14 protein-coding genes and 1 pseudogene are annotated in these 20,669 nt (G+C 71.0%); 5 read left to right on the top strand and 10 right to left on the bottom strand.

The genetic code is table 11. From position 1 onward, the window contains the following. Positions 1-45 precede the first annotated feature (45 nt). Together ACFWPI_RS00560 and ACFWPI_RS00555 are read left to right on the top strand one after the other, a co-directional pair. On the top strand, positions 46-618 hold the full coding sequence (locus tag ACFWPI_RS00560) for a hypothetical protein (RefSeq protein WP_380375797.1): 573 nt from the start codon (positions 46-48) through the stop codon (positions 616-618). Between the two features lie 516 nt (positions 619-1,134). Next, a complete protein-coding gene (locus ACFWPI_RS00555; protein WP_380375795.1) occupies positions 1,135-2,490 on the top strand; it encodes a hypothetical protein in 1,356 nt (451 codons plus the stop codon). A 216-nt stretch (positions 2,491-2,706) separates the two neighbouring features. Here ACFWPI_RS00555 and ACFWPI_RS00550 read toward each other — a convergent pair whose 3' ends face one another. Then, positions 2,707-3,375 (bottom strand): TetR/AcrR family transcriptional regulator, encoded by a 669-nt coding sequence (locus ACFWPI_RS00550; protein ID WP_380375793.1) that lies wholly within the window; start codon positions 3,373-3,375, stop codon positions 2,707-2,709. Between the two features lie 89 nt (positions 3,376-3,464). On the opposite strand from ACFWPI_RS00550, the gene ACFWPI_RS00545 reads away from it, so the two are divergent. Beyond that, positions 3,465-5,747: a DPP IV N-terminal domain-containing protein gene (locus tag ACFWPI_RS00545; RefSeq protein WP_380375791.1), complete on the top strand. Its 2,283-nt coding sequence runs from the start codon at positions 3,465-3,467 to the stop codon at positions 5,745-5,747. A gap of 313 nt (positions 5,748-6,060) precedes the next feature. On the opposite strand, the pseudogene ACFWPI_RS00540 reads toward ACFWPI_RS00545, so the two are convergent. Continuing rightward, positions 6,061-6,216, bottom strand: a pseudogene (locus ACFWPI_RS00540) (transposase); the annotation flags it as partial. A 182-nt stretch (positions 6,217-6,398) separates the two neighbouring features. Here ACFWPI_RS00540 and ACFWPI_RS00535 point away from each other — a divergent pair. Then, the gene (locus ACFWPI_RS00535; RefSeq protein ID WP_380375789.1) at positions 6,399-6,569 is read left to right on the top strand and encodes a hypothetical protein; all 171 of its coding nucleotides are present in this window, start codon (positions 6,399-6,401) and stop codon (positions 6,567-6,569) included. A 736-nt stretch (positions 6,570-7,305) separates the two neighbouring features. Here the strand turns inward: ACFWPI_RS00535 and ACFWPI_RS00530 are convergent. The 3 genes from ACFWPI_RS00530 to ACFWPI_RS00520 all read right to left on the bottom strand — a co-directional run bounded on the left by ACFWPI_RS00530 (position 7,306) and on the right by ACFWPI_RS00520 (position 10,305). Continuing rightward, positions 7,306-8,562 carry an MFS transporter gene (locus ACFWPI_RS00530; RefSeq protein WP_380375787.1) on the bottom strand — a complete coding sequence of 419 codons (1,257 nt, stop codon included), beginning with the start codon at positions 8,560-8,562 and terminating at the stop codon, positions 7,306-7,308. 135 nt (positions 8,563-8,697) lie between these two features. Then, positions 8,698-8,940, bottom strand: coding sequence for an acyl carrier protein (locus ACFWPI_RS00525; protein ID WP_063351933.1), 243 nt, complete (start codon positions 8,938-8,940; stop codon positions 8,698-8,700). Between the two features lie 117 nt (positions 8,941-9,057). Further along, complete coding sequence (locus ACFWPI_RS00520; RefSeq protein ID WP_380375785.1) at positions 9,058-10,305, bottom strand: aminotransferase class I/II-fold pyridoxal phosphate-dependent enzyme; 1,248 nt, start codon at positions 10,303-10,305, stop codon at positions 9,058-9,060. A 185-nt stretch (positions 10,306-10,490) separates the two neighbouring features. Here ACFWPI_RS00520 and ACFWPI_RS00515 point away from each other — a divergent pair, with 185 nt between their 5' ends. Further along, positions 10,491-11,714: an RNA-guided endonuclease InsQ/TnpB family protein gene (locus ACFWPI_RS00515; RefSeq protein WP_380375783.1), complete on the top strand. Its 1,224-nt coding sequence runs from the start codon at positions 10,491-10,493 to the stop codon at positions 11,712-11,714. A gap of 33 nt (positions 11,715-11,747) precedes the next feature. Here ACFWPI_RS00515 and ACFWPI_RS00510 read toward each other — a convergent pair whose 3' ends face one another. The 5 genes from ACFWPI_RS00510 to ACFWPI_RS00490 form a co-directional block, all read right to left on the bottom strand. Further along, positions 11,748-13,730 (bottom strand): condensation domain-containing protein, encoded by a 1,983-nt coding sequence (locus ACFWPI_RS00510; RefSeq protein ID WP_380375782.1) that lies wholly within the window; start codon positions 13,728-13,730, stop codon positions 11,748-11,750. Positions 13,731-13,740: 10 nt separating this feature from the next. Beyond that, a complete protein-coding gene (gene fabF, locus ACFWPI_RS00505) occupies positions 13,741-15,018 on the bottom strand; it encodes a beta-ketoacyl-ACP synthase II (RefSeq protein WP_380375780.1) in 1,278 nt (425 codons plus the stop codon). Between the two features lie 25 nt (positions 15,019-15,043). Beyond that, positions 15,044-16,732 carry a thiamine pyrophosphate-binding protein gene (locus ACFWPI_RS00500; RefSeq protein ID WP_380375779.1) on the bottom strand — a complete coding sequence of 563 codons (1,689 nt, stop codon included), beginning with the start codon at positions 16,730-16,732 and terminating at the stop codon, positions 15,044-15,046. 23 nt (positions 16,733-16,755) lie between these two features. Next, on the bottom strand, positions 16,756-19,419 hold the full coding sequence (locus tag ACFWPI_RS00495; protein WP_380375777.1) for an aldehyde dehydrogenase family protein: 2,664 nt from the start codon (positions 19,417-19,419) through the stop codon (positions 16,756-16,758). A 240-nt stretch (positions 19,420-19,659) separates the two neighbouring features. Continuing rightward, positions 19,660-20,622, bottom strand: coding sequence for a phosphotransferase family protein (locus tag ACFWPI_RS00490; protein ID WP_380375775.1), 963 nt, complete (start codon positions 20,620-20,622; stop codon positions 19,660-19,662). Between the last annotated feature and the right edge of the window lie 47 nt (positions 20,623-20,669).

The following is a 20,669-nucleotide window of genomic DNA, read 5'->3' as shown; positions in this document are numbered from 1 at the left end:
CACCGGCCGAAAGGCGCCGGTCTTCGACCCAGGAGTTGATCAACCATGGCACGCTCCCTCAAGCGCATCGGAGCCGTCCTCGCGGCGACGGCGATCGCACTGTCCCTGTCCGGCGCGGCCACGGCCGTCGCTCGACCCACGACGGCCGGAGACTCGACCCGACACTGCGTGGTGAACGCGCAGGGCGGCCAGGCGCAGTGCTTCGGCACCTACCGGGAGGCCATCAGCCATGCCACCGGCGGGCGGGTCGCCGACGCTCCGCCGACCGCCGCCGAGGCCGCCCGCGACAGCGCGTTCGCCAAGGAGCTGAACAGCCCGGCCGGCCTCTCCGACCTGGTGGTCCTGGGGACGATCTACCAGGACTTCTTCTTCGGGGGCCAATCGGTGACCTTCACCGGCCCGCACGCGTGCTACAACGGGAACGCCGCCGACTACTCCTTCGACATCCCCGCCCCGCTCCAGGACCACGTCTACTCGGTGCGCCCGTACGCCAACTGCTGGTTCAACCTGTTCACCGGATTCCAGGCCACCGGCTACGAGAGCCCCAGCTACAAGGGTGAGACCGTCTCGGTGGACGAGGCCTGGCGGACCCACTCCAAGTCGTTGACGCTCGGCTGAGCCACGGTCCCGACGTCCTTCCCCGGCAACCTCGGCAACCCCCCGCAGCCGCAGGGGCAAGGCCGGGGCAGGGGCGCATGACCTGCCAGCGGTACCTGTCCCGCATCGCCACCAGCGATGACGGGACAGAGCCGTTGGTGCAGAACTGGTCACCAGGTGATCAGGACGTAGCCGTCGCCCCGCGGGCTCCGGAGGCGTTCTGGGCGTTGGCGCCAGCGGCGCCGCCGGCGCTGTCGAGGTGGGGCCGCCGGCGGGGTCGAGTCCGGCGAGGGAGAGCGCCGGAACCTCCGGGCTGGCCGGAACGGGCCTGGGCCGATTCAGGCCAGCCGAAGGCCCTTTCGAGGCTCCTGACCTGTGGTGAGACTGGTGACCGCCGCCAGGGAGCACCTGCCCGGGGCAGCGCACCGGACCAGGTGTCACCGACCGCTGCTCCTGGAGGGCAGCCGTCACGGCCCGGTGTGTGCCGAGCACCACGCGCGGCCGATCCCACCCCTCTCTCCCCGCTGGAGCACCGTCATGCCTTCGAAGACGTCCAAGCTGCTGCGCGTCACGCTCGCCGCCGCCATCGCCGCCTCCGGTGCCGTGGTCGTCACGGCCGTCACCGCCGGGAGTTCGTACGCGGCGACGACCTCCTCGGTCGGCGGCCAGATCACCCGCTCGGAGATCCTCGCCCGCGCCCAGTTCTGGTACGGCAAGAACATCGGCTACGACCAGGGCGGCTCGTACCCGGACTCCTCCGGCCGCGGCTACCGCACGGACTGCTCGGGCTACGTCTCGATGGCCTGGCACCTCGGCACCAGCGCCAACACGCAGGGCCTCGCGGACAGCTTCACCTACCAGATCAGCCGCAGCGACCTGATGCCGGGCGACATCCTGAACTCGTACTACGACCACGTCATCCTCTTCGAGAAGTGGGACGACGCCGCCCACACCACCTTCTCGTACTACTCCTTCGGCAGCACACCGGTGAAGCACCGGACCGGCGTCTCGATCAACGCCGCGTCCCTCGACTCGCACCCGAACGGCGACTACAAGGCGCTGCGCTACAAGAACGTCGTCAACGACCCGGCGCCGGGTTCGGCGTGGGTTCCGGCGTTGGGTGACGGTGGTTCGGTGAGTGGTGCTGACGGCACGGCCTACACCTTCACCCGTACCGCCGCCGGCCATGTTCAGGTGACCGCCAAGTTTGCGGCCGGCAACTGGGCTACGGCCGATCTGACCAACGTCGTCGGCACGCCGGTCTCCGCGGGCGGAGCGCCCAGCGCGTTCGTTCAGAAGAACGGCACCGTCGGTGTGGTCAGTGCCAATGCTGCCAACGGCCATCTGCAGATCACCTACAAGAACACCTCCGACCAGTGGGCCACCAGCGATCTCACCAACCAGGTCGGCACCCCGGCGACGGACGGCGCTGTCAGCGCCACCACCGACCCTGACGGCACTCTCGCCATCTACTCCCGCGGTTCGGCCGACGGCGGTCATCTGAGTCTCACCGCCCTCCAGCCGAACGGCAGTTGGGCTACCGCCGATCTCACCAACGTCGTCGGCACGCCGGTCTCTGCGGGCGGAGCGCCCAGCGCGTTCGTTCAGAAGAACGGCACCGTCGGTGTGGTCAGTGCCAATGCCGCCAACGGTCATCTGCAGATCACCTACAAGAACACCTCCGGCCAGTGGGCCACCAGCGACCTCACCAACCAGGTCGGCACACCCGCCACCGACGGTGCCGTCAGCGCCACCACCGACCCCGACGGCACCCTCGCCATCTACTCCCGCAGCTCCCTCAACGGCGGCCACATCAACCTCACCGCCCTCCAACCGAACGGTCAGTGGGCCGCGGTCGACCTCACCAACATCGTCGGCACCCCCGCCAGCTGACCCCCCAACCAGACCGACGGTGAAACGGCCCGGCCCTGAAGAGGCCCTGTCCCATCATCAGTGGTAACGAAGCGTGACGGGCGTCGCTGACGGCTCATGCGAGATGTCAACGAGCTTGTGAGTGTGGTGTTTTCGGGATTACGGGGCAGCGCCCGGTGACCGGTGTGTCTCCCAATCACGGAAGAGCAGCTCATGAGCGCCGCCGGCGTCAGGGCGTCAGGGCGATCGTGGGAGCGAGGCGAGGATGGCGTCGAGGCCGAACTCGAAGACGTCCCGCTGGGTGAAGGTCGGGAAGTCGACGGTGGTGGCGTGCATCGCCGGGTACACCTCGGCCGGGAGGCGGGCCCACTGTTGGCGGACCCGTTCCCAGTGCTGCGGGTCCTCGTCCCAGACCCGGCGGACGGGGTAGAGCGTGGCGCAGCCGAGGACGAAGCGGATCAGCGTGGCGAGCAGGCCGATCGCCGTCCGGTGGTCGACCTGCAGTCGCGCCAGGCGGGCGTAGATCTGTTCGGACATGCGGGCCTCGACGTCGCCGACTCCGTCGGAGGGGGCGTTGATCTGCAGGAGGGCCGGGTGCGTGATGAACAGCTCGAAGTAGGCGTGCATCACCTGCCGGAGCCATGCGACGTCGTCGAGGTCGGGGTCGGGCCACTGGAATCGGCTCAGCAGTTCCGCGGTGACGGCGAGGAGGATCGCGTCCTTGTCGCGGAAGTGCGTGTAGAGCGACATCGGGCGGACGCCGAGGTGGTCGGCGAGCCGACGGATGGTCACCGCGTCCAGTCCGTCGCGGTCGATCAGTTCGATCGCCGCGTGGACGATGGCCTCGGGGCTGAGGGTGCCGCGGGGTGCGCGAGCGGGCGCTGTCTTGTGCCTGGGCGATGACATTGGGGTTCCTGATTCGTTCGGGACCGCAGTTCCATTAGCGTACCGTACGCTGTACTGTTCCTGGATCGAGACTGATTCCAGGAGGCCGGATGTCCACGAACGCACTCCCCGCCATTGCCTACGACCGAGCTGAGCGGATGCTGCTGCACAACCGATCCCGGCTCGCCCTGCGGGCCAAGGCGAAGCCCGTCTGGATCGGCGGCGGCGAGAGGTTCTGGTACCGGGTCGAGACCGAGCGGGGCGGCGAGTTCGTGCTGGTCGACCCCGCCGCCGGGACCCGGGGGCCGGCGTTCGACCCCGAACGGCTCGCCGCCGCGCTGGCGTCCGCCGCCGGCCAGCCGGTCCAGCCGTACGCACTGCCGTTCCGGGCGGTCGAGTTCGCGGACGGGACGGTCGCGTTCGACGCGTTCGGCGCGCGCTGGACCTGCCGGCTGGCCGACTACCGGTGCGCGCGGGACGAGAAGCACGCCGAACCCTCACCGCTGGAAGTCGCCTCGCCGGACAAGAAGTGGGCGGCGTTCCGCCGCGACCACGACCTGTGGGTGCGTTCGGCCGAGACGGGCGAGGAGTTCGCGCTCACCGCCGACGGCACCGCGGATCGCAGCTACGCGGCCCACCCCGACGCGGCGGTCCCCACGCACCTGCTCGGCAAGCTCGGTCTTGCGGACATGCCGCCGGCGCTGCTGTGGTCGCCGGACTCGGCGCGCATCCTCACCCACCGCACCGACCAGAGCGATGTCGCCCTGATGCACCTGGTCGAAGCCGTCCCGCCGGATGGCGGCCGGCCGCGCCTGCGCAGCTACCACTACCCGGTCCCCGGCGAGCCGATGACCTGCGGCGAGTGGATCGTCTTCGACGTCGCGTCCCGGACCGTGACACCCGCCAAGACCGACCCGTTCCTGCTGCCCTACATGTCACCTGTCACGCTGAAGAAGGCGTGGTGGGCCAAGGACAGCACGGCCGTCTACTACCTGGATCAGCCCCGTGACCTCCGGACGCTGCGGCTGCACGCACTCGACCCGGCGACCGGCGAGGTGCGCACCCTGGTCGAGGAGCACGGCGACACGCGGGTGGAGGCCGCGCAGGAGATCACCCAGAAGCCGATCGTGCACGTGCTCGCCGGCGGCCGCGAGACGCTGTGGTACTCCCAGCGCGACGGCTGGGGGCACCTGTACCGCTACGAGGACGGGGAACTGGTCGAACAGCTCACCCGAGGGCCGTTCGCGGTGCAGCAGATCGTGCACGTCGACGAGGCGGAACGGGTCGCGTACGCCGTCGTCTCAGGACTGGTCCAGGCCGACCCGTACCGACGGTCGCTGGTCCGGGTCGGCCTGGACGGCGGCGGGATCGCCAAGCTCACCGACGACGATCTGGACCACGTGATCACCGCGCCGGAACACGGCCGCTGGTTCGTCGACTCCGCGTCGACCGTCGACACCCCGCCGACGATCACCGTGCGTGACCGGGGCGGAGCCGTGCTGGTCGAGCTGGAACAGGCCGACATCACACCGCTGCTGGCCGCCGGCTGGACGCCGCCGGAGCGGGTCAGGACCCTGGCCGCCGACGGCGTCACCGAGATCTACGGCGTCCTCTACAAGCCCCACGGCTTCGACGCCGCGCAGCGCTACCCGGTGATCGACCACCCCTACCCGGGCCCGCAGATCCACCGGGTGGCGGCCTCCTTCGACCCGGGCGCCTACGGCTACGACGCCGAGGCGGTGGCGGCGCTGGGCTTCGCGGTGCTGGCCGTCGACGGCCGCGGAACGCCCGGCCGGGACAAGGCCTTCCACGACCACGCCCACCGCAACATGGGCAGCGCGGGTGCGCTCGAAGACCATGTCGCGGCGCTGCGCCAACTCGCGGAGGCGCGTCCGTGGCTGGACCTGGACCGGGTCGGCATCTTCGGCGTCTCCGGCGGGGGATTCACCACCGCCCGCGCCCTCCTGGCGTTCCCCGACTTCTACAAGGTCGGCGTGGCCGAGGCCGGCAACCACGACAACCGCCACTACCACGCGCTGTGGGCCGAGTCCTACGACGGACCGTTCGACCCGGACGCCGGGGCCCGGCTGTCCAACACCGAGCTGGCCGGGAACCTGGTCGGCAAACTACTGCTCGTCCACGGCGACATGGACGACAACGTGACACCGCATCTGACCATGCGGCTGGTCGACGCGCTGATCGACGCGAACAAGGACTTCGACCTGCTGATAGTCCCCGGCGTCGAGCACAGTTTCCTCGGCCGCAGCGGCTACGTCGCCCGCCGCCGTTGGGACTACCTGGTGCGCCACCTCATGCACCGCGAGCCGCCGGCCGGCTACCGGCTGGCGGACGTCCCGCTCTCCCTGGAACTGCTCGAAGCCCTCTTCAGCTGACGTGGAAAGGACCTTCCCCATGCCCACCTTCTCCGCCCGGGCCCGGCCCTTCTTCTTGAACCGCGAGTAGCCGCCGGCCCGGCCGACACGACGGCCCGGCCGGCGAGTCGAACCAGTTCCCGAACGCCGTGTCCGCATCGATGAACGCGGACTGGAACGCGTAGGTGGATACCTCATGCCACCGCGGACACGGCGCCGGCGGACCGTGGAACCCGTCTGCCGGATCGTCGGTCCGGGAGTCGCCTTCGATCGCGTCGAGGTGCTTCTTGATCGCGGCCTGCCCGGGAATCCGGACGTCGGCCTTCATCCTCGCCTCGGCCTCGCTCAGCCCACCTGCGACCAGCACCATCTCGTCGACGCCGGTCAGCCTTCGCCGGCGTTTCTTGACGATCTGCGGCTCGAAGCTGCCCTCACGGTCTCGGGGCACCTCGACCTCGACCGGGCCGGCGAGCACGTCGGCGGGTGCGACGGGGAGGTGGTGGCCGTAGGAGGTGTCCAGTTCCAGGTCCGTCATCAGGTCGGCGAATCGCCGACTCTCTCCCACGGCCTGACGGGGCTCATCAGAAGGAGCTGCTGCTTCCGGCGAAGGGGCTGGGCTCCGCCGAGGGGCTGAGCTCGCCCGGAGCGCTGGGCGCGGCCGGGGAACCGGGCGTGGCCGGGAGACTGGGTGTGGCCGAGGGGCTGAGCTCGTCCGAGCGGTTGGGCGTGGCCGAGGGGCTGGGTGCGGCCGAGGAAGCGGGCGTGGCCGAGGGGCTGAGCGCGTCCGAGCGGTTGGGCGTGGCCGAGGGGCTGAACTCGTCCGAGCGGCTCGGGTACGGCTGAGGGGCCGGCTGTGGCCGAGCGCCGGTGGGCGTGGCGGACGGGCTGGGTGAGGCTGAGGAACTGGGCTTGGCGGAGGAACTGGGCTTGGCGGAGGGGCTGGGCTTGGCGGAGGCGCTCGACGTTGCCGAGGGACTGGCCGAGGCCGAGGGGCTCGGGCGGGGGTCGTGGGGGCAGAGCACGTCGGGGTCTTTGAACCCGTAGCTCAGGCCCCAGTCCCTGTCGCAGCCGCCCCAGTAGGCTCTCACCCAGCCGCAGTAGGGGCCGCCGTAGCTGAAGCAACGGGGCACCGAGTCGTCCGAGTCCGGATCGGTGGAGGGTGACCAGGATGATTCGGCTTCGCTCTGCGAGGTGCCGAGGGCGTTGACCGTGCGGACCTGGGTGGTATCGGAACTCTGGGCCGTCCCGCCCGTGAAGAAGAGGGCCAGGCTGAAGGCTGAGGCGGAGGCCGCCACGATTGAAGCGGCGAGAGCGCGGCGGGTGGAGCGCATGACTGGTCCTCTTGGCTTCGTGGTCTGTGGCACGTGGGATTGCACTCCGGGCACGAGCACCGCCGCTGTGAGCGCCGGAGTTAAACATATGGTCGGAAGACAGTTCAATAGTCGGCGAAGCGCCGCTCAGGCGGCCTTGCCTCGGTTTTTCACTCGAAGAGACTCGCCTCGACCCACGTGCCGAGACCGCGCGCAGATCTTCGCCGACGGGGGCCTCTGCCGGGCCCGGTGACCGGCGATCGACACGGTCAACGCAGGGAGCGGATCGCCGGGCTCGTGGCGACCAGACCGGCGCACGCCAGGACGGCGCTGCCACAGACCAGGAACAGGGCCGTCGTGCCGTAGGGGAGCAGGGCGCCGGCGATCACGTAGGAGAACGGGTCGAACGCCACCGTGGCCAGCACGACGAGACTGAGCACTCGGCCCAGCAGTTGCTCGGGCACCCGCTCCTGCAGAGTGGCCACGACGACCACTCCGAGGAACCCGGACCCGAGGCCGATCAGCGAGACGACGGCGGTTGCGGCGACGACGTGGGTGACGGCGGCGAGTGCGGCCATGCCTGCGCCGATCGCCGCGACACCGCCGACCACGGTCCGGCCGCGCCGGGCGGGCGGCCGCCACCCGGCCATCAGCGAGCCGGCCAGTGAGCCGGCACCGAAACCGGAGAGCAGGATGCCCAGGGATCCCGCGCCGCCGAGGCGTTGATCGGCGAGCACCGCGCCGCCCACCAGCACGGGGCCCACGACCGCGATGTTGATCAGGGCGATGGCGGCCAGCATCCCTCGCACCAGTGGTTCGTGCCAGGCGTATCCCAAGCCCACGCCGAGGGCACGCGCACTGCTGAACTGCTCGCCGTCGACGGCGGCCGGACCGGCGTCGACCCCGGCACCTTCGCCACGTCGTACCACCCGGATCAGCGTGCTGAGGACGACGGCGGCCAACACGGCCATCGCCACGATCCCACCGAGCGTCGCGGCGAAGCCGACTGCGGCGATGCATCCGGCGGCCACCGCCGGGCCGACCAGGTCGCCCCCCGACTCCGCGCCCTGCACCAGCCCGTTGACCCGGGAGAGCTTGTCGGTCGGCACGACGGCGGGTAGCAACGCCAGGGCCGCCGGGAAGTACGCGGCGTCGGCGGCGCCGAGCAGGCCGCCGAGCAGCGCGACCGTCGTCAACGACGGTGAGGTGAAGGTGACCAGGGCGCCGAGGGCGAGCAGGACGGCGGCCCGGAGCCAGGCGGCGCCGGCCACGACACGGGCGGGACCGAGGCGGTCGACCAGTACTCCCGCAGGAGGCAGGAGCACCGCTCGCGGCAGCGCCACGGCCACCAGAACCAACCCCGTGGCGATTCCGGGTTCCGACAGGTCGAGCACGAAGAGCGTGAGCCAGACGATGAACAGAGCATCGACCACGGCCGCCAGCCCTTGACCCACGATCAGGCGGCGCAGGTGCGAATCGCCGAGCGGTTCGCGCGGAAGGGGCGGGGCAGTCGGCTCCGTTGTCATCGGTGGCTCTCCGGGGCTCGGGTACAGGGCATCAGCCATGGCGTGGCGGCGGCCCACCGGCAACGCCGGCGGGTCCGGCGCCGGGTGTCACTATGCGACGTGGGTGCCCCCATCGAAGAGCCGTCCCGGCGGCGGTCACCGGTGCTCGGCGACGTAGTTCACCGCGTCGCCGACGGTCCTCAACCCCGTGACCCGGTCGTCCGGGATCTTCACCTCGAACCTGTCCTCGACCGCCACGGCGATCTCCATCATGGCCAGGGAGTCGACGTCGAGGTCGTCGGTGAACGACGTCTCGGCGCTCACCTCGGCGGAGTCGATGCCGAGGACCTCCTCGACGATCTCGGCAATGGCGTTGAGGATGTCGATGTAGTCCACCACGGGTTCCTCTCTCTGGGGATGGGGATGGGGTCGGCGTCGATCATCGGTCGGTGAGGAGCCCCGGTGCGGCGAGCCCCGGTGGGGCGGGCCTCGGTGCGGCTGGCCTCGGCGGGGACGTCAGAGCCCGAGGCGTCGCCGGTAGGCGAGGAGGGTGCGCAGGAAGCCGTCCAGCTGCTCCTCGGTGTGGCCCGCGTGCGGGAACAGGCGCAGGAGCGCCTGGTTGCGTGAGACGGCCGGGTAGGAGAAGACGGGGACGAGGTAGCCGTCCTCGACGAACCACTCCCGCATCTGCAGGGCGGCGGCGTCGCTTCCGATCGGCACCGAGAGCATGTACGACTCGGTCGGCGTCGTCGCCGTGCCGGCCTCGTGCATCTGTTGGCGAAGGCGGGCGGCATGCGCCAGGTAGTCGTCGACGATCCCCGGAGTGCGGGCGAGGACGTCGATCGTGCGGTCGGCGGCGTAGGCGGTCGGCGGCTGGATGGCGGCCGTGAACATCGAGGTGCCGGAGAGCAGTTCGAAGGCGTCGATGGCCGCCGCCGGCCCGGCGATCGCGCCGCCTTCCAGACCGATGGCCTTCGACAGCGACACCATGACGAAGTCGGCCCGCTCCCGGATCGCGGCCGCCTCCCGGGCGTAGGGACGGTTCTCGGGTCCGTAGACCATGAAGCCGTTCGCATCGTCGATCATGCTGACGGCGCCGTGCCGGTCGCACTCGTCGAGGATCTCCACGATCGGCCCCATGGTGCCGTCGGCCGAATAGATGCTCTCGGCGATCACCACGGTCTTGCGGGTGCGGGCCCGGTCCAGGACGCGTGCCAGGTCGGAGACGTCGTTGTGCCGGAACGCGTGGACGTTGCGGCCGTAGTCAAGTCCCTGGAGGCCCTTCCAGATGCTCCAGTGGACGTCGCGGTCGACGACGAACACGGTGTCGTGGTTGCGCACCTCGATCCCGGCGTCGAAGTGCGCGGAACTGCTCATGGCGTGGACGAACCCGATGTTGGCCAGGAGCCCCGTGGCGAAGCTGATGGCTCGTTCCTTGCCGGTGTGACGGGCGATCGTCGCCTCCAGCACCTGGTGCGGGCGGCAGATCCCCTGGGTCATCCTGGACCCGCTGGTGCTCAGGCCGTGGGCGAGCGCCCCCTCCGCGAAATGACGCCGTACCGGGACGTGGCGCTCCAGATCGAGGAAGCTGATGCTGGCGAAGTTCACCAGCTCGCGGCCGTTGCGGACGATGGTCGGCCCGACCGGACCGTCCACCACCGGCGGGCGGTATGCCGTGTCGTGGGTGTTCGCCTCGACGAAGGCGGCGAAGGCCCACGGGGCCAGGCGGTCCGCGGACGGGCCGGCGGTGCGGGACGCGGTCATCGGATACCTCCGTGGATACCCCTGGCGTTGGCCGGGGGAGGAAATGGATCGCCCGTCATGGGGGTACCGCCTGTCGAGGGCTGGGGGAGGGCCAGGGGTGGGCGGGGCGCCGTCGAGGCGGTGTGCGGTCCTGGTAGGTGATGACCCGTCATGTGGTCGCACGCGGTGGCGATAGTGTGTGATCTGTGGCGGCCACCCATGTGAAGCGGGCGTTCAAGTACCGTTTCTATCCCACCGATTCGCAGGCGGCTGAGCTGTCGCGCACGTTCGGGTGCGTGCGGAAGGTCTACAACATGGCGTTGCAGGCCCGCACGGAGGCGTGGACGCTGCGTCAGGAGCGGGTCGGCTACAACGCCACCTCTGCGATGCTGACGGCGTGGAAGAAGGTCGAGGGGCTGGCCTACCTCTGCGAGGTGTCCAGCGTCCCGTTGCAGCAGGCGCTCAGGCACTTGCAGGGGGCGTTCGCCAACTTCTGGCAGAAGCGGGCCGGGTACCCGACGTTCAAGTCGCGGAAGAAGTCCCGTAAGTGCGCCGAGTACACCAGCTCGGCGTTCCGGTACCGGGACGGTCGGCTCACGCTGGCGAAGATGCGTCAGCCGCTTGACATCGTGTGGTCCCGTCCTCTGCCGGACGGGGTGGTGCCGACCACGGTCACCGTGTCGCTGGACGCGGCGGGGCGCTGGTTCGTCTCCTTGCTGTGCGTCGACCGGCCCGCCATGCCCGAGCCGGTCAACAGGGCCGTGGGCATCGACGCCGGTATCACCGCGCTGGTGACGCTCTCCACCGGAGAGAGGATCACCAACCCGAGGCACGAGCGCAAGGACCGCGAACGCCTCGCCAGGGCCCAGCGCGACCTTGCCCGCAAGGCCAGGGGCGACGGGGCGAACCGGGCCAAGGCCCGGTTGAAGGTCGGCAAGGCTTATGCCCGGATCGCCGACCGGCGCAGGGACTTCCTGCACAAGCTCACCACCCGACTCGTTCGTGAGAACCAAACGATCGTGATCGAGGATCTGGCCGTCCGGAACATGCTCAAGAACCGGACGCTCGCCCGCGTCATCAGTGACGCGGGCTGGAGTGAGATGCGGTCCATGCTGGAGTACAAGGCCGACTGGTACGGGCGGGATCTGGTGGTCGTGGACCGCTGGTTCCCCTCGTCCAAGCTGTGCTCGGCGTGCGGCACCTTGCGGGGCAGGATGCCGCTCGATGTCCGCGAGTGGACGTGTGACTGCGGGACGACCCATGACCGGGACGTCAACGCGGCGATCAACATTCTGGCCGCCGGACTGGCGGTTGCAGCCTGTGGAGACGGTGTAAGACCTCAACGGAGCACTCCGGGCGGGCGGTCGTCGATGAAGCAGGAAGTGGTCCCACCGCCGCGCTCACGCGCAGCGGCTCAGCCGCGAGGCTGAGGGGAATCCCCGTCCTTCAGGGCGGGGAGGATGTCAAGGCGATGTCTCTCCTCCACGATGGGCGCGGGGCGGTGAGGGCTCCAGGGCGGTGGCAAGGTGGCCGAGCGAGGCCGTTCCGGCCAGTTCGTCCGACGCGATACCGGTGAAGCCGAACCGGTGGAGCAGCGCCAGCAGACGGGGGACGGCGACCAGGGTGACTCCGTGGTCGGCCAGGCAACGGTTCATGTCCACGGCGTCAGGGCTGTCGGAGGGGCTGCCCGGCAGGCCGCCGGGTGTGACAGCGGCCACGGCGGCGGCCAGCGCCCGTTCGGCGTCTGTCGTGGGCGGGCGAGACGGGATACGCAGCGTTCCCGTGTCGGTGGTGGGGGTGGAGGACCGGCCGGATCCGGGGCCGGCCGGGGACAGGACGTAGCGGCCCGGGGCCGCGATGCCGGGCACTTCGTCGAGGTGGTCCAGGACGTGGCGGTGCAAGTCGTCGGGGGTGACACCGGGGGCGGTGCGAGCGTGTGCGACGAGGTGCGGTTCGCCTTGCCCCGCGGCGTCCCCGCTGGGCGCCACCGTCACGTCGAGCACTCCGGGATGGCCGCGCAGCACGTCCTCGACCTTGGCCGGGCACACCCACCCCTGCGGGGCGCGCCACCATCCGGAGGCGGCCGGTGTCAGCGGGCGCGCCGGAACCGGGCACTCGGCACCGCCGGCGAGCGCGCGCAGGAAGGCGCACAGACGGACGGGCAACGCCACGGCCTGCCCGGCGTCGAGCAGGTGGTCCCCGACGGTGACATCGAGGGTGACGAACCCCGCGTCGAGGCTGAGGTCGACGTAGAGCGTGTCGCAGGGCTCGTCGGGCGCGCTGCGGATCCAGGTGGCGGACGCGTCCGGCAAAGTGTCGTGCGCGGGGACCAGGTACCCGGGGACCAGGTAGTCGCGCGGCCACGAGTAGCAGTTGTACTCGATGGTCGGTACGGTCACGACACCGAGGCGACGGTGCATCCGCGCCTCGGCGGCGACCAGTTCCGCGGGGCGCCACTGACCGTGCCGGTAGGCGGCGGCGGAGGCGGCGGCCACCGAGGCGGCCACCTCGCCGAACGCCGCGCCCGGGCGGAGGTCGATCTGCACCGGAACCGTCAGGGCCCGGACGCCGACGCTGTTGCGCAGAGCGGCCCGGGCCCGGTTGGAGACGACCACGGACGCGAGGAACCGGTGTTCACCGGTGCGGCCGGCGACGTCGTGGGCCAGCGCCGCGAGCACGACGACCTCCGGGCTGACCCGATGGCGCCGGGCGACGCGGTGGAGATCGTCGTACGCACCCACCGAGCGGTGCTGGAGGCGGTGGCGCCCGGCGCCGTCGTCGGCCCCGCCGAACGGGGCCAGCACGCCGGTCGGATTGCTCGCGCGACGCGCGAGCCACTCGCGCTCCGCCGCGCGGGCGCGTTCCAGGGGCTGGGCGGCGACCGTGTCGAGCGGGTGCACGGGCGCCTCCGCCGGCGCGCCGACGCCGCGCAGTTGATCGTGCAGTTGGTCGTGCAACTGGTTGATCAGTACCGCCAGCCCCCAGCCGTCGATCAGCACGTGGTGGGCGGCCAGCAGGACCGCACGCGGCCTTCCCGCCACGAGCAGCACCCTGGCGAGCCAGGGCGGATTCCGCTCGGGATCGATCGGGCGGGCGGCCAGCGCCGCGGTGGCGGCCTCCAGGGTGCCGGCATCGACGGCGGGGACGTCGAGGTGGTCGACCGGCAGCGGGGCCCAGTCCGCGTGGTGGACGTGCTGGATCGGGCGGAGCGGGTCGACCGTGGTGCGCAGCGCCTCGTGACGGGCGGTGAGGGAGGCGAGTGCCACGTGGACGTCGGCGAGGGTTGCCGGGGGCGGGACGTGGCAGTGGTCGGCGAGCGGCGTCGGGTTCACCCGCCGTGCTGCGGGAATGGTGCGTTCGAACCAGTGCCACTGCTGGACCCAGGTCAGCGGCCCGCTGCGGGTGACGGCGGCGGCGCTCGGGGTCGGCTCCGGGAGGCGGTCCACGGCCGGGCCCTCACACCGCTCGGACCACGAGAGCGGCATTGTGGCCGCCGAAGCCGAACGAGTTGCTGAGAGCGATCCGCATCCGCTCGTGGTGCTGCGCCCGGTGCGGCACGAAGTTGATGTCCGGGTCGATCGGCTCGTCGCAGTTGATGGTCGGCGGGACGTCACCCGTGCGCAGGACCTGGATCGAGGCCACGAGCTCGACCGCTCCGGCGGCACCGATCATGTGCCCCGTCATCGACTTGGTGGAGCTGACCGGGATCCGGGTGACACGATCACCCAGCACCTTGCGCAGGACGGCCGTCTCGGTGGCGTCGTTCAGCACCGTTCCGGTGCCGTGCGCGTTGACGTAGTCCACGTCCGCCCCCGTGATCCCCGCGTCGCGCAGCGCCGCCTCGACGGCGAGGCACGCGCCCCGCCCCTGCGGGTGCGGGGCGGTCCAGTGATGAGCGTCGGAACTCGCTCCGTAACCCGCGAGTTCGGCCAGAGCCGTCGCCCCTCGCCGGTCGGCCACCTCGGCGGCCTCCAGCACCACCACGGCGGCTCCCTCGCTCATCACGAACCCGTCGCGGTGCGCGTCGAACGGCCGGCACGCCGCAGTCGGGTCGTCGTTGCGCCTGGACAGCGCGCGGGCGTTGCCGCTGCCCGCGAGGTCGACGGTGGTGACGCAGGCGTCGGCGCCGCCGACCAGGACGACGTCCGCCTCCCCGTTGCCGATCATGCGCATCCCCGCGCCCACCGCGTCCGCGCCGCTGGCGCACGCCGTGCTCTGGGCCCGGCTGGGCCCCTGGGTGCCGAGACGCATGCTGATCTCGCAGGCAGCGCTGTCCATGGCGGTGGTGACCTGGGTGAACGGGCTGATGCCCCGCGGCCCTTTGTCGCGCAGGATGTTCGCGGCGCGGTAGATCGACCCGACCGGGCCGTAGCCACTGCCGATGATCACGGCGACCCGCGGCGCCAGGCGGTCGTCGACGACGAGTCCGGCGTGCTCGCACGCCTCCAGCGCCGCGGCGAGGGCGTACTGCGCGTACGGGTCGGCGCGGCGGCTGACCGTCGGCGGCATGTAGCGGCCGGGTGTGAAGCCGCGCACCTGGCCGCCGATCCGGACTCCGAGACCGGTCACGTCGATCGCGTCCACGGTGGCGATGCCGCTGCGGCCGGCGAGCATCGCCGTCCAGGTCTCGCCGACACTGTGGCCGAGCGGCGTCACCGCCCCGTACCCGGTGACTACCACCTGGCGCCGGGGCCGGCTGCGCCCGGCGTCGCCCCGCTCTCCTGCGTTCGTCACTGGGGAACCACCTCGGCTGCGTTCGTCACTGGGGAACCACCTCGGCGTCGCGGATGCAGGGGAGGATGTCGTCGGGCGCGACCGGCACCATGAGCACGGCCGTGCCTCCCCGGGAGCAGAATCGCCGCGCGGCAAGGATCTCAGCGGTCAGCGCGGCCTTGTCGCGCAGCACTCGACAGTGGACGTCCGGACCGTCCACCACGGGCGGCGGCGCGCCCGGGCGGGCGAAGGGGTGGCGTTCGGCGTCGAGGCCGAGGCGGGCGCGTTGGGCGTCCAGCCAGCCGTAGCCGCCGTTGCACAGCACCACGTACAGCACGCCGCCGTGGGCCGGAGCGGTGACGGCGATGTCCGCGCGGGCCGCGAGGAACGCGCCGTCCCCGATGAACGCGGTGACCTCGTGGTCCGGGGCGGCCCGCTTGACCCCGATGGCCGCGGCCGCGCCGAAGCCCAGGGGGGTCTGCTCCGACGGTACGACGGACCCGCCACCGACGTGGAAGGGGAAGCCGTAGGACCACATGTCCTGCAGCCCGTTCTCCTGGACCAGCACGCGGGGCTCGCCGGCGGTGGCGTCGAGCTCGGCGAGCAGCTCGGCGATGCGGATCCCCGGCAGCGTCGCCGCGCGGGCCAGTTCCGCCTCCACCTCAAGCGACATGGCCTTGCGGGCGTCGGCGATCCTGTTCGCCCACACCTCGGTCGCGGCCGCGCGCTCGGCCTCGCCGCCTTCCTCCAGCGCCCGCGACCAGCCGAGCACGGCGTGCCGGGCGTCCCCGAGCACCCGCGGGCCCGCGAACTCGGCCGACAGGCCGCCCGGATCCACGTTGACCTGCACCACCGCGACCGGGGGCCAGGGTGTCCCGCCTTGGACGACCGTCTCCTCCAGCCGCCCGGCGAGCGATACCACCAGGTCGCAGGACGACCACAGTTCGCGGGCGGGGGCCGCGGCGTAGAGGCCCGCCACGCCGCAGAACAGCGGGTGGTGCTCGTCGACGGCACCGCGGCCGGACGCGGTGGTGAAGAGCGCCGCGCCGAGGCGTTCGGCGAAGCGCTCGACCACGCCGCCGCCGTTGCGGTGCCGCATTCCGCCGCCCACCAGCACCACCGGACGCCGGCTCTCGCGGATCGCCGCCAGGGCCGGCCCGGGCGTCACGGGAACGGATTCGAGGACCAGTGGTTCGGGCAGCGTCGGCCACGCTCCGGTGACGAGGACCTCCGCCGTGCGGACGTCATCGGGTACCTCCAGGTACACGGGTCCGGGTGGCGGCCCCAACGCCCGGGTCAGCGCCGTCACCGTCGCGGGGACGACCCGGTCCGGATGCCCCACCCGGTGTGCCCACCGCACGAGCGGCGCTGTCACGGCGACCTGGTCGAGTTCCTGGAATCCGCCGCTGCCCCGGCGGCGTTCCGGCACGCCGGCGGCGAGCACGAGGACGGGTGCACCGGACTCCCGCGCTTCGAGCAGTCCCGTGGCCGCGTGTGTGACAGCCGGCCCCTTGCCCAGTGCGCACACGGCGAGCCGGCCCGACTGCAGTGCGTAACCGGTCGCCATGTACATCGCGTTGCGCTGGTCACGGCACGGCACGAGGTCCAGTCCGGCGGCGTCGAGGGCGCGGAGCAGCTCCAGATCGTCGCCGGGCAACCCGAAGCAGGTGTCCACCCCGTTGGCCACCAGCAGGTCGACGATCGCGGACCACGCGTCGGCGTACCGTTTGCTCACCTGGCTCACCTGGCTCACCTGGCTCACTTCCCGCTCACCGTGACGGGGGCAGCCGTCGGGAGGGTCTGTGCCACGGCCTGCGACATGAGCAGCGGTTCGGCGTGCCGCTCGCCGCCGTAGGAGATGTAGTTCGCCCGCATCCCGAATCCGCCGAACGGGCGGTTGCCGTCCTCGGCGTCGAGCAGCGTGTGGTCGACACAGGTCTGGTGACGCCTGGCCAGGACATCCACCGTCTGCGGATCGTTCCCGTAGACCATCGCTCCCAGCGCACGCTCGCTGAAGTAGGGGTTCGACAGCCGCTCACGCAACAGCCTCGCGCTGGGATAGGCCACGACGTTGAACACCGGGGCGAACATCTCTTCGAGGGGGATCTTGTCGTCGAAGCCCCAGAGCAGCACGGTCGGCTCGATCTTGCGGGACGGCAGGTCGATGCGCCCGCCGTGCCGGATGCGACGTGCGTGGTGCACCAGGTAGCCCGAGCAGTTCACCAGCGCCGAGTCGTAGAAGATCGGGCCGTAGTCGGCGGCGGGGTCGCCGTTCCGTCCGAATCGCAGCGAAGCCAGTTCGGCGGACAGCAGGTCGACGAAGTCCTCGGTGCGGCCCTTCGGCGTGAACACGACGTCGGGACCGAAACAGTCCTGGCCCGAGTTGTAGAGCCGGATCCTCGTGAGGTCGTGCACGGCGCGGGTGAGATCGGCGTCGGGTGCGATCACGAAGGGGTTGATGCCGTTACCGAAGAAGAGGAGGAGTTGGTCTTCCGCCAGCCCCTCGCGGATGGTCTCGGCATTGACGTAATTGCCGGTGAAGACGACAAGGTCCGCCTCGCGTACCGGCCCTGTCACGAATTTGCGCTGACTGAGCTCGGAAAGGCTGATGGGCAGGCCGTGAACCGGTGCCAGCAGGTCGTGCAGGCGCTGCACCTGGCTTTTGATCTCGGAGGACGGCCGAAAGGTGATTCTTTCGCTGTAAAGGGATGCTATGAGCATGTAGAGCGCGTAGGAATGGAGCGGCATGTTGGAGGGCATGAAGACCGCGACCCGAGGCACGCAGCCGGGCCGGACGCGACGGATCTCCTCCTCAGCTCCGTCCAGGGTGGCGAGGAACGAGCGGATCTCCGCGCCGGCGGTGTGGTGGGGCGAGATCTCGGTGAGGATTCCCATCACCGCGTCCTCGTTGTCGGCCACGTACCGGCGCACTGCGCGCAGCGCGTCGACCCGGTCGGCGAAGGGGATGCGGTAGCCGCTCGCACCGGCGGCCGCACCGGTGGTCGGGTCGGTGGTCGGGTCGGACGCGGTGCCGTCGGTGGTCGTCCTGGGCGATGCGGACAGCGAGCTCATGGCGATCTTCTCCAGAACGGCCCGGTCGGGCTTTCCCGTGTTCGTGAGGGGCAGCGAGGGAAGCACGACGATGTGGTCGGGCTGCTCGTAGCGGGCGAGCACAGGGCGCAGCAGCCGTTTCCAGTGCGCGGGCTCGTGAGCGTCCGGGTCCGCGATCACGAACACCAGGCGACAGCCCAGACGCGCGTCGGGGACCGCGACGACCTCCGTCTGCGCGCCGGCCGACTCGGCCAGCTTGGCAAGGTGGTCGGGATAGAGCGTGTGACCGTCACGGTGTGCGGCGTGCTTGCGCCCGACCGGGAAGACGCGGCCGGCGTCGTCGACCAGGCCGATGTCGCCGGTGCGGTGAACGGGGCTCGAAACCGGAACGATCTCACCGTCGGCGCCGAGGTGGCCGGTCATCAGGCCGTCACTGCGGACGACGAGCTCGCCGAGCCGGCCGTGGGGGAGCGGCCTGCCGTGGTCGTCGTGGACTTCGACGACCACACCGGGCAGCGGCGTGCCGCACCCGACCGGATCGGTCGGGGGCGCCAGCGCGATGTTTCCGGCCTCGGTCGCTCCGTAGCCGTCGAGCAGGTGCCGGCCCGTGCGGGCGTGGAACCGGGCCGCCAGGCTGCTCCCCAGCGGCGCGCCGCCCACGCACCAGGCCCGTACCGTCTCCAGCGCGTTCACGAGGGCCGGGCGACGGTCGAGCAGGTTGAGCAGGCTGTAGTAGGTCGACGGGGCCCCGTCGACGACGGAGAGGCCGTGGTCGACGCCGACCGCGAGCGCATGGTCCAGGCGCGTGGTCGGCCCGTAGACCACGAGCGTGCCTCCGCCCAGCCACCAGCAGAGGACCAGTGACAGACCGTACTGGTGGGAGTACGGCAGGATGGGCAGGAAGACGTCGTCAGGCCGGTACCCCATGCGTTCCGCACTGAGCGCGAGGTTGTCCAGAATCGAACGGCCGGAGCGAACGATGCCTTTGGGGCTGCCGGTCGTACCCGACGACCAGGAGATCGCGGCGTCCTGGCGCCGTGCCCAGCTCGCGACATCGGGCACGGCCGCGGTGTCCGAAGCGGGGCGCGGCGCGGCGGTGCGGCCCGTACCGTCGCCGATTTCGAGCACCACGCGCGCCTGGGCGCGGATCTTCGACCGCTGTGACGGGGTGGCGCGATGATCGGCCAGGACCACCGAAGCGTCGAGGTGAATGAGCGCGAGCAGCGCGACGACCCATTCCGGGGAATTGGCCCCGCTCATCATCACCCGCGAACCGGGTTCGACGCCACGGCGTGCAAGAAGTTCGGTGGCGGCGAATACGCGGGCCACGATTTCGTCGGTCTCCCAGATGCGCCCGTCGGGCGAGATCATTCTCCTGGAAACGGGCAACTTGTGCTCCTCAAAACCAGGTGGTTCAAATTGACTGTCCCATAACTGCAGAACGGTGTCGAGTGCTTCGACGAAATTCCGCTACCTGTGCAGGGTGATTGGGTGTGCAGTGACGAAAGGGGCATATGAGGATTGAGGTATTCTCAATAGAAATAATTTTATATGGCTATTGAGGGCGAGGTTGGCCCCGCCACCCCGGGCCGCGCTCCGGCCCGCCTCGGCTCAGCCCAGGGCATCCACCAGGGCGGTGACGTAGGTGTCCAGCCGCTGCTCCACGGCTCGTGTCGTCAGCTCCGTCCTCCCTGCCTCCCGCCAGGGCTGCGCCACCGACCGCACCTCCTCCGAGCACGCCAGTCCGTCCCGCACCCGCCAGTACAGCCGCTCGCTCGCGGTCGCGGCCAGCACCCCGCCGGCCTCCTCGTACGCCTCGGCGAACCGCTGACCCCACGCCGGGCCGTGCAGCAGCGCGAGATTGGTGGAGCAGTGCGCCACGTCGAGATCCGCCGGGCCCCAGGAGGCCGCCGCCCAGTCGACGACGCCGGTGATTCGCGCACCAGCCGGCCCCGGGGGCGGTACGTCGAACAGCACGTTGCCGGGTTGGAAGTCCCGGTGCAGGAACCGCCCTTCACCGGGCGGCACTGGCCTGCGGATCACGTCGATCGCCGCGGCCCATGCCGCCGCGTCGGCGTCCTTCGGCACCACGACGGTGTCGGCGGTCGTCAACGTCACATAATCCCGGGGCCGTTCGGCCGGTCGCAGCGCGTGGATCGCCACGAGCTGACGGGCCAGGAGGGGGAGACGCGCCTCCACCCCCTCGTCGTCGAGGACCGTCCGGCCCGCCAGATGTGTCATGAGGAGCGACGGATACTCGCACTGCGCGGCGCTCGGATCAACCGCGACCAGCGCGGGAGCCGGCACGCCGGTCCCCGCCAGTAGGGTCAGGGCGCCGGCCTCCCTGCCCAGCCAGTCCTCGGCGCGCTCCACGGAGGACGGGTCGACGAAACTCCGCAGCACCAGGTCGCGGGTGCCTCCGTCCCGCGTGCCGATGGTCAGCCTCCGCATTTCGGCGGTGATGCCGCCGTGCAGCGCCTCGATTCCGACGATCCGTTCGCCGACCTCCAGGTGCCGGCGCACCCAAGCCAGCGTCAACGGTCGGACGGCTGACGCTTCGTCATCGTTGGTCACCGTGCCACCTCATCATCCGGGCAGCAGCGCGCGCAAAGGACTTCGGC

The organism is Kitasatospora sp. NPDC058492, assembly GCF_042720685.1.
Lineage (GTDB): Bacteria > Actinomycetota > Actinomycetes > Streptomycetales > Streptomycetaceae > Kitasatospora.
Note: the sequence above shows the minus strand (reverse complement) of the source record. Positions and strands in the feature narration are given on the sequence as shown.

Excerpts from the sequence above, each read along its gene's own strand:
- ACFWPI_RS00560 (WP_380375797.1), top strand. The coding sequence starts at position 46 with ATGGCACGCTCCCTCAAGCGCATCGGAGCCGTCCTCGCGGCGACGGCG.
- ACFWPI_RS00555 (WP_380375795.1), top strand. The coding sequence starts at position 1,135 with ATGCCTTCGAAGACGTCCAAGCTGCTGCGCGTCACGCTCGCCGCCGCC.
- ACFWPI_RS00550 (WP_380375793.1), bottom strand. The coding sequence starts at position 3,375 with ATGTCATCGCCCAGGCACAAGACAGCGCCCGCTCGCGCACCCCGCGGC.
- ACFWPI_RS00545 (WP_380375791.1), top strand. The coding sequence starts at position 3,465 with ATGTCCACGAACGCACTCCCCGCCATTGCCTACGACCGAGCTGAGCGG.
- ACFWPI_RS00530 (WP_380375787.1), bottom strand. The coding sequence starts at position 8,562 with ATGACAACGGAGCCGACTGCCCCGCCCCTTCCGCGCGAACCGCTCGGC.
- ACFWPI_RS00520 (WP_380375785.1), bottom strand. The coding sequence starts at position 10,305 with ATGACCGCGTCCCGCACCGCCGGCCCGTCCGCGGACCGCCTGGCCCCG.
- ACFWPI_RS00495 (WP_380375777.1), bottom strand. The coding sequence starts at position 19,419 with ATGATCTCGCCCGACGGGCGCATCTGGGAGACCGACGAAATCGTGGCC.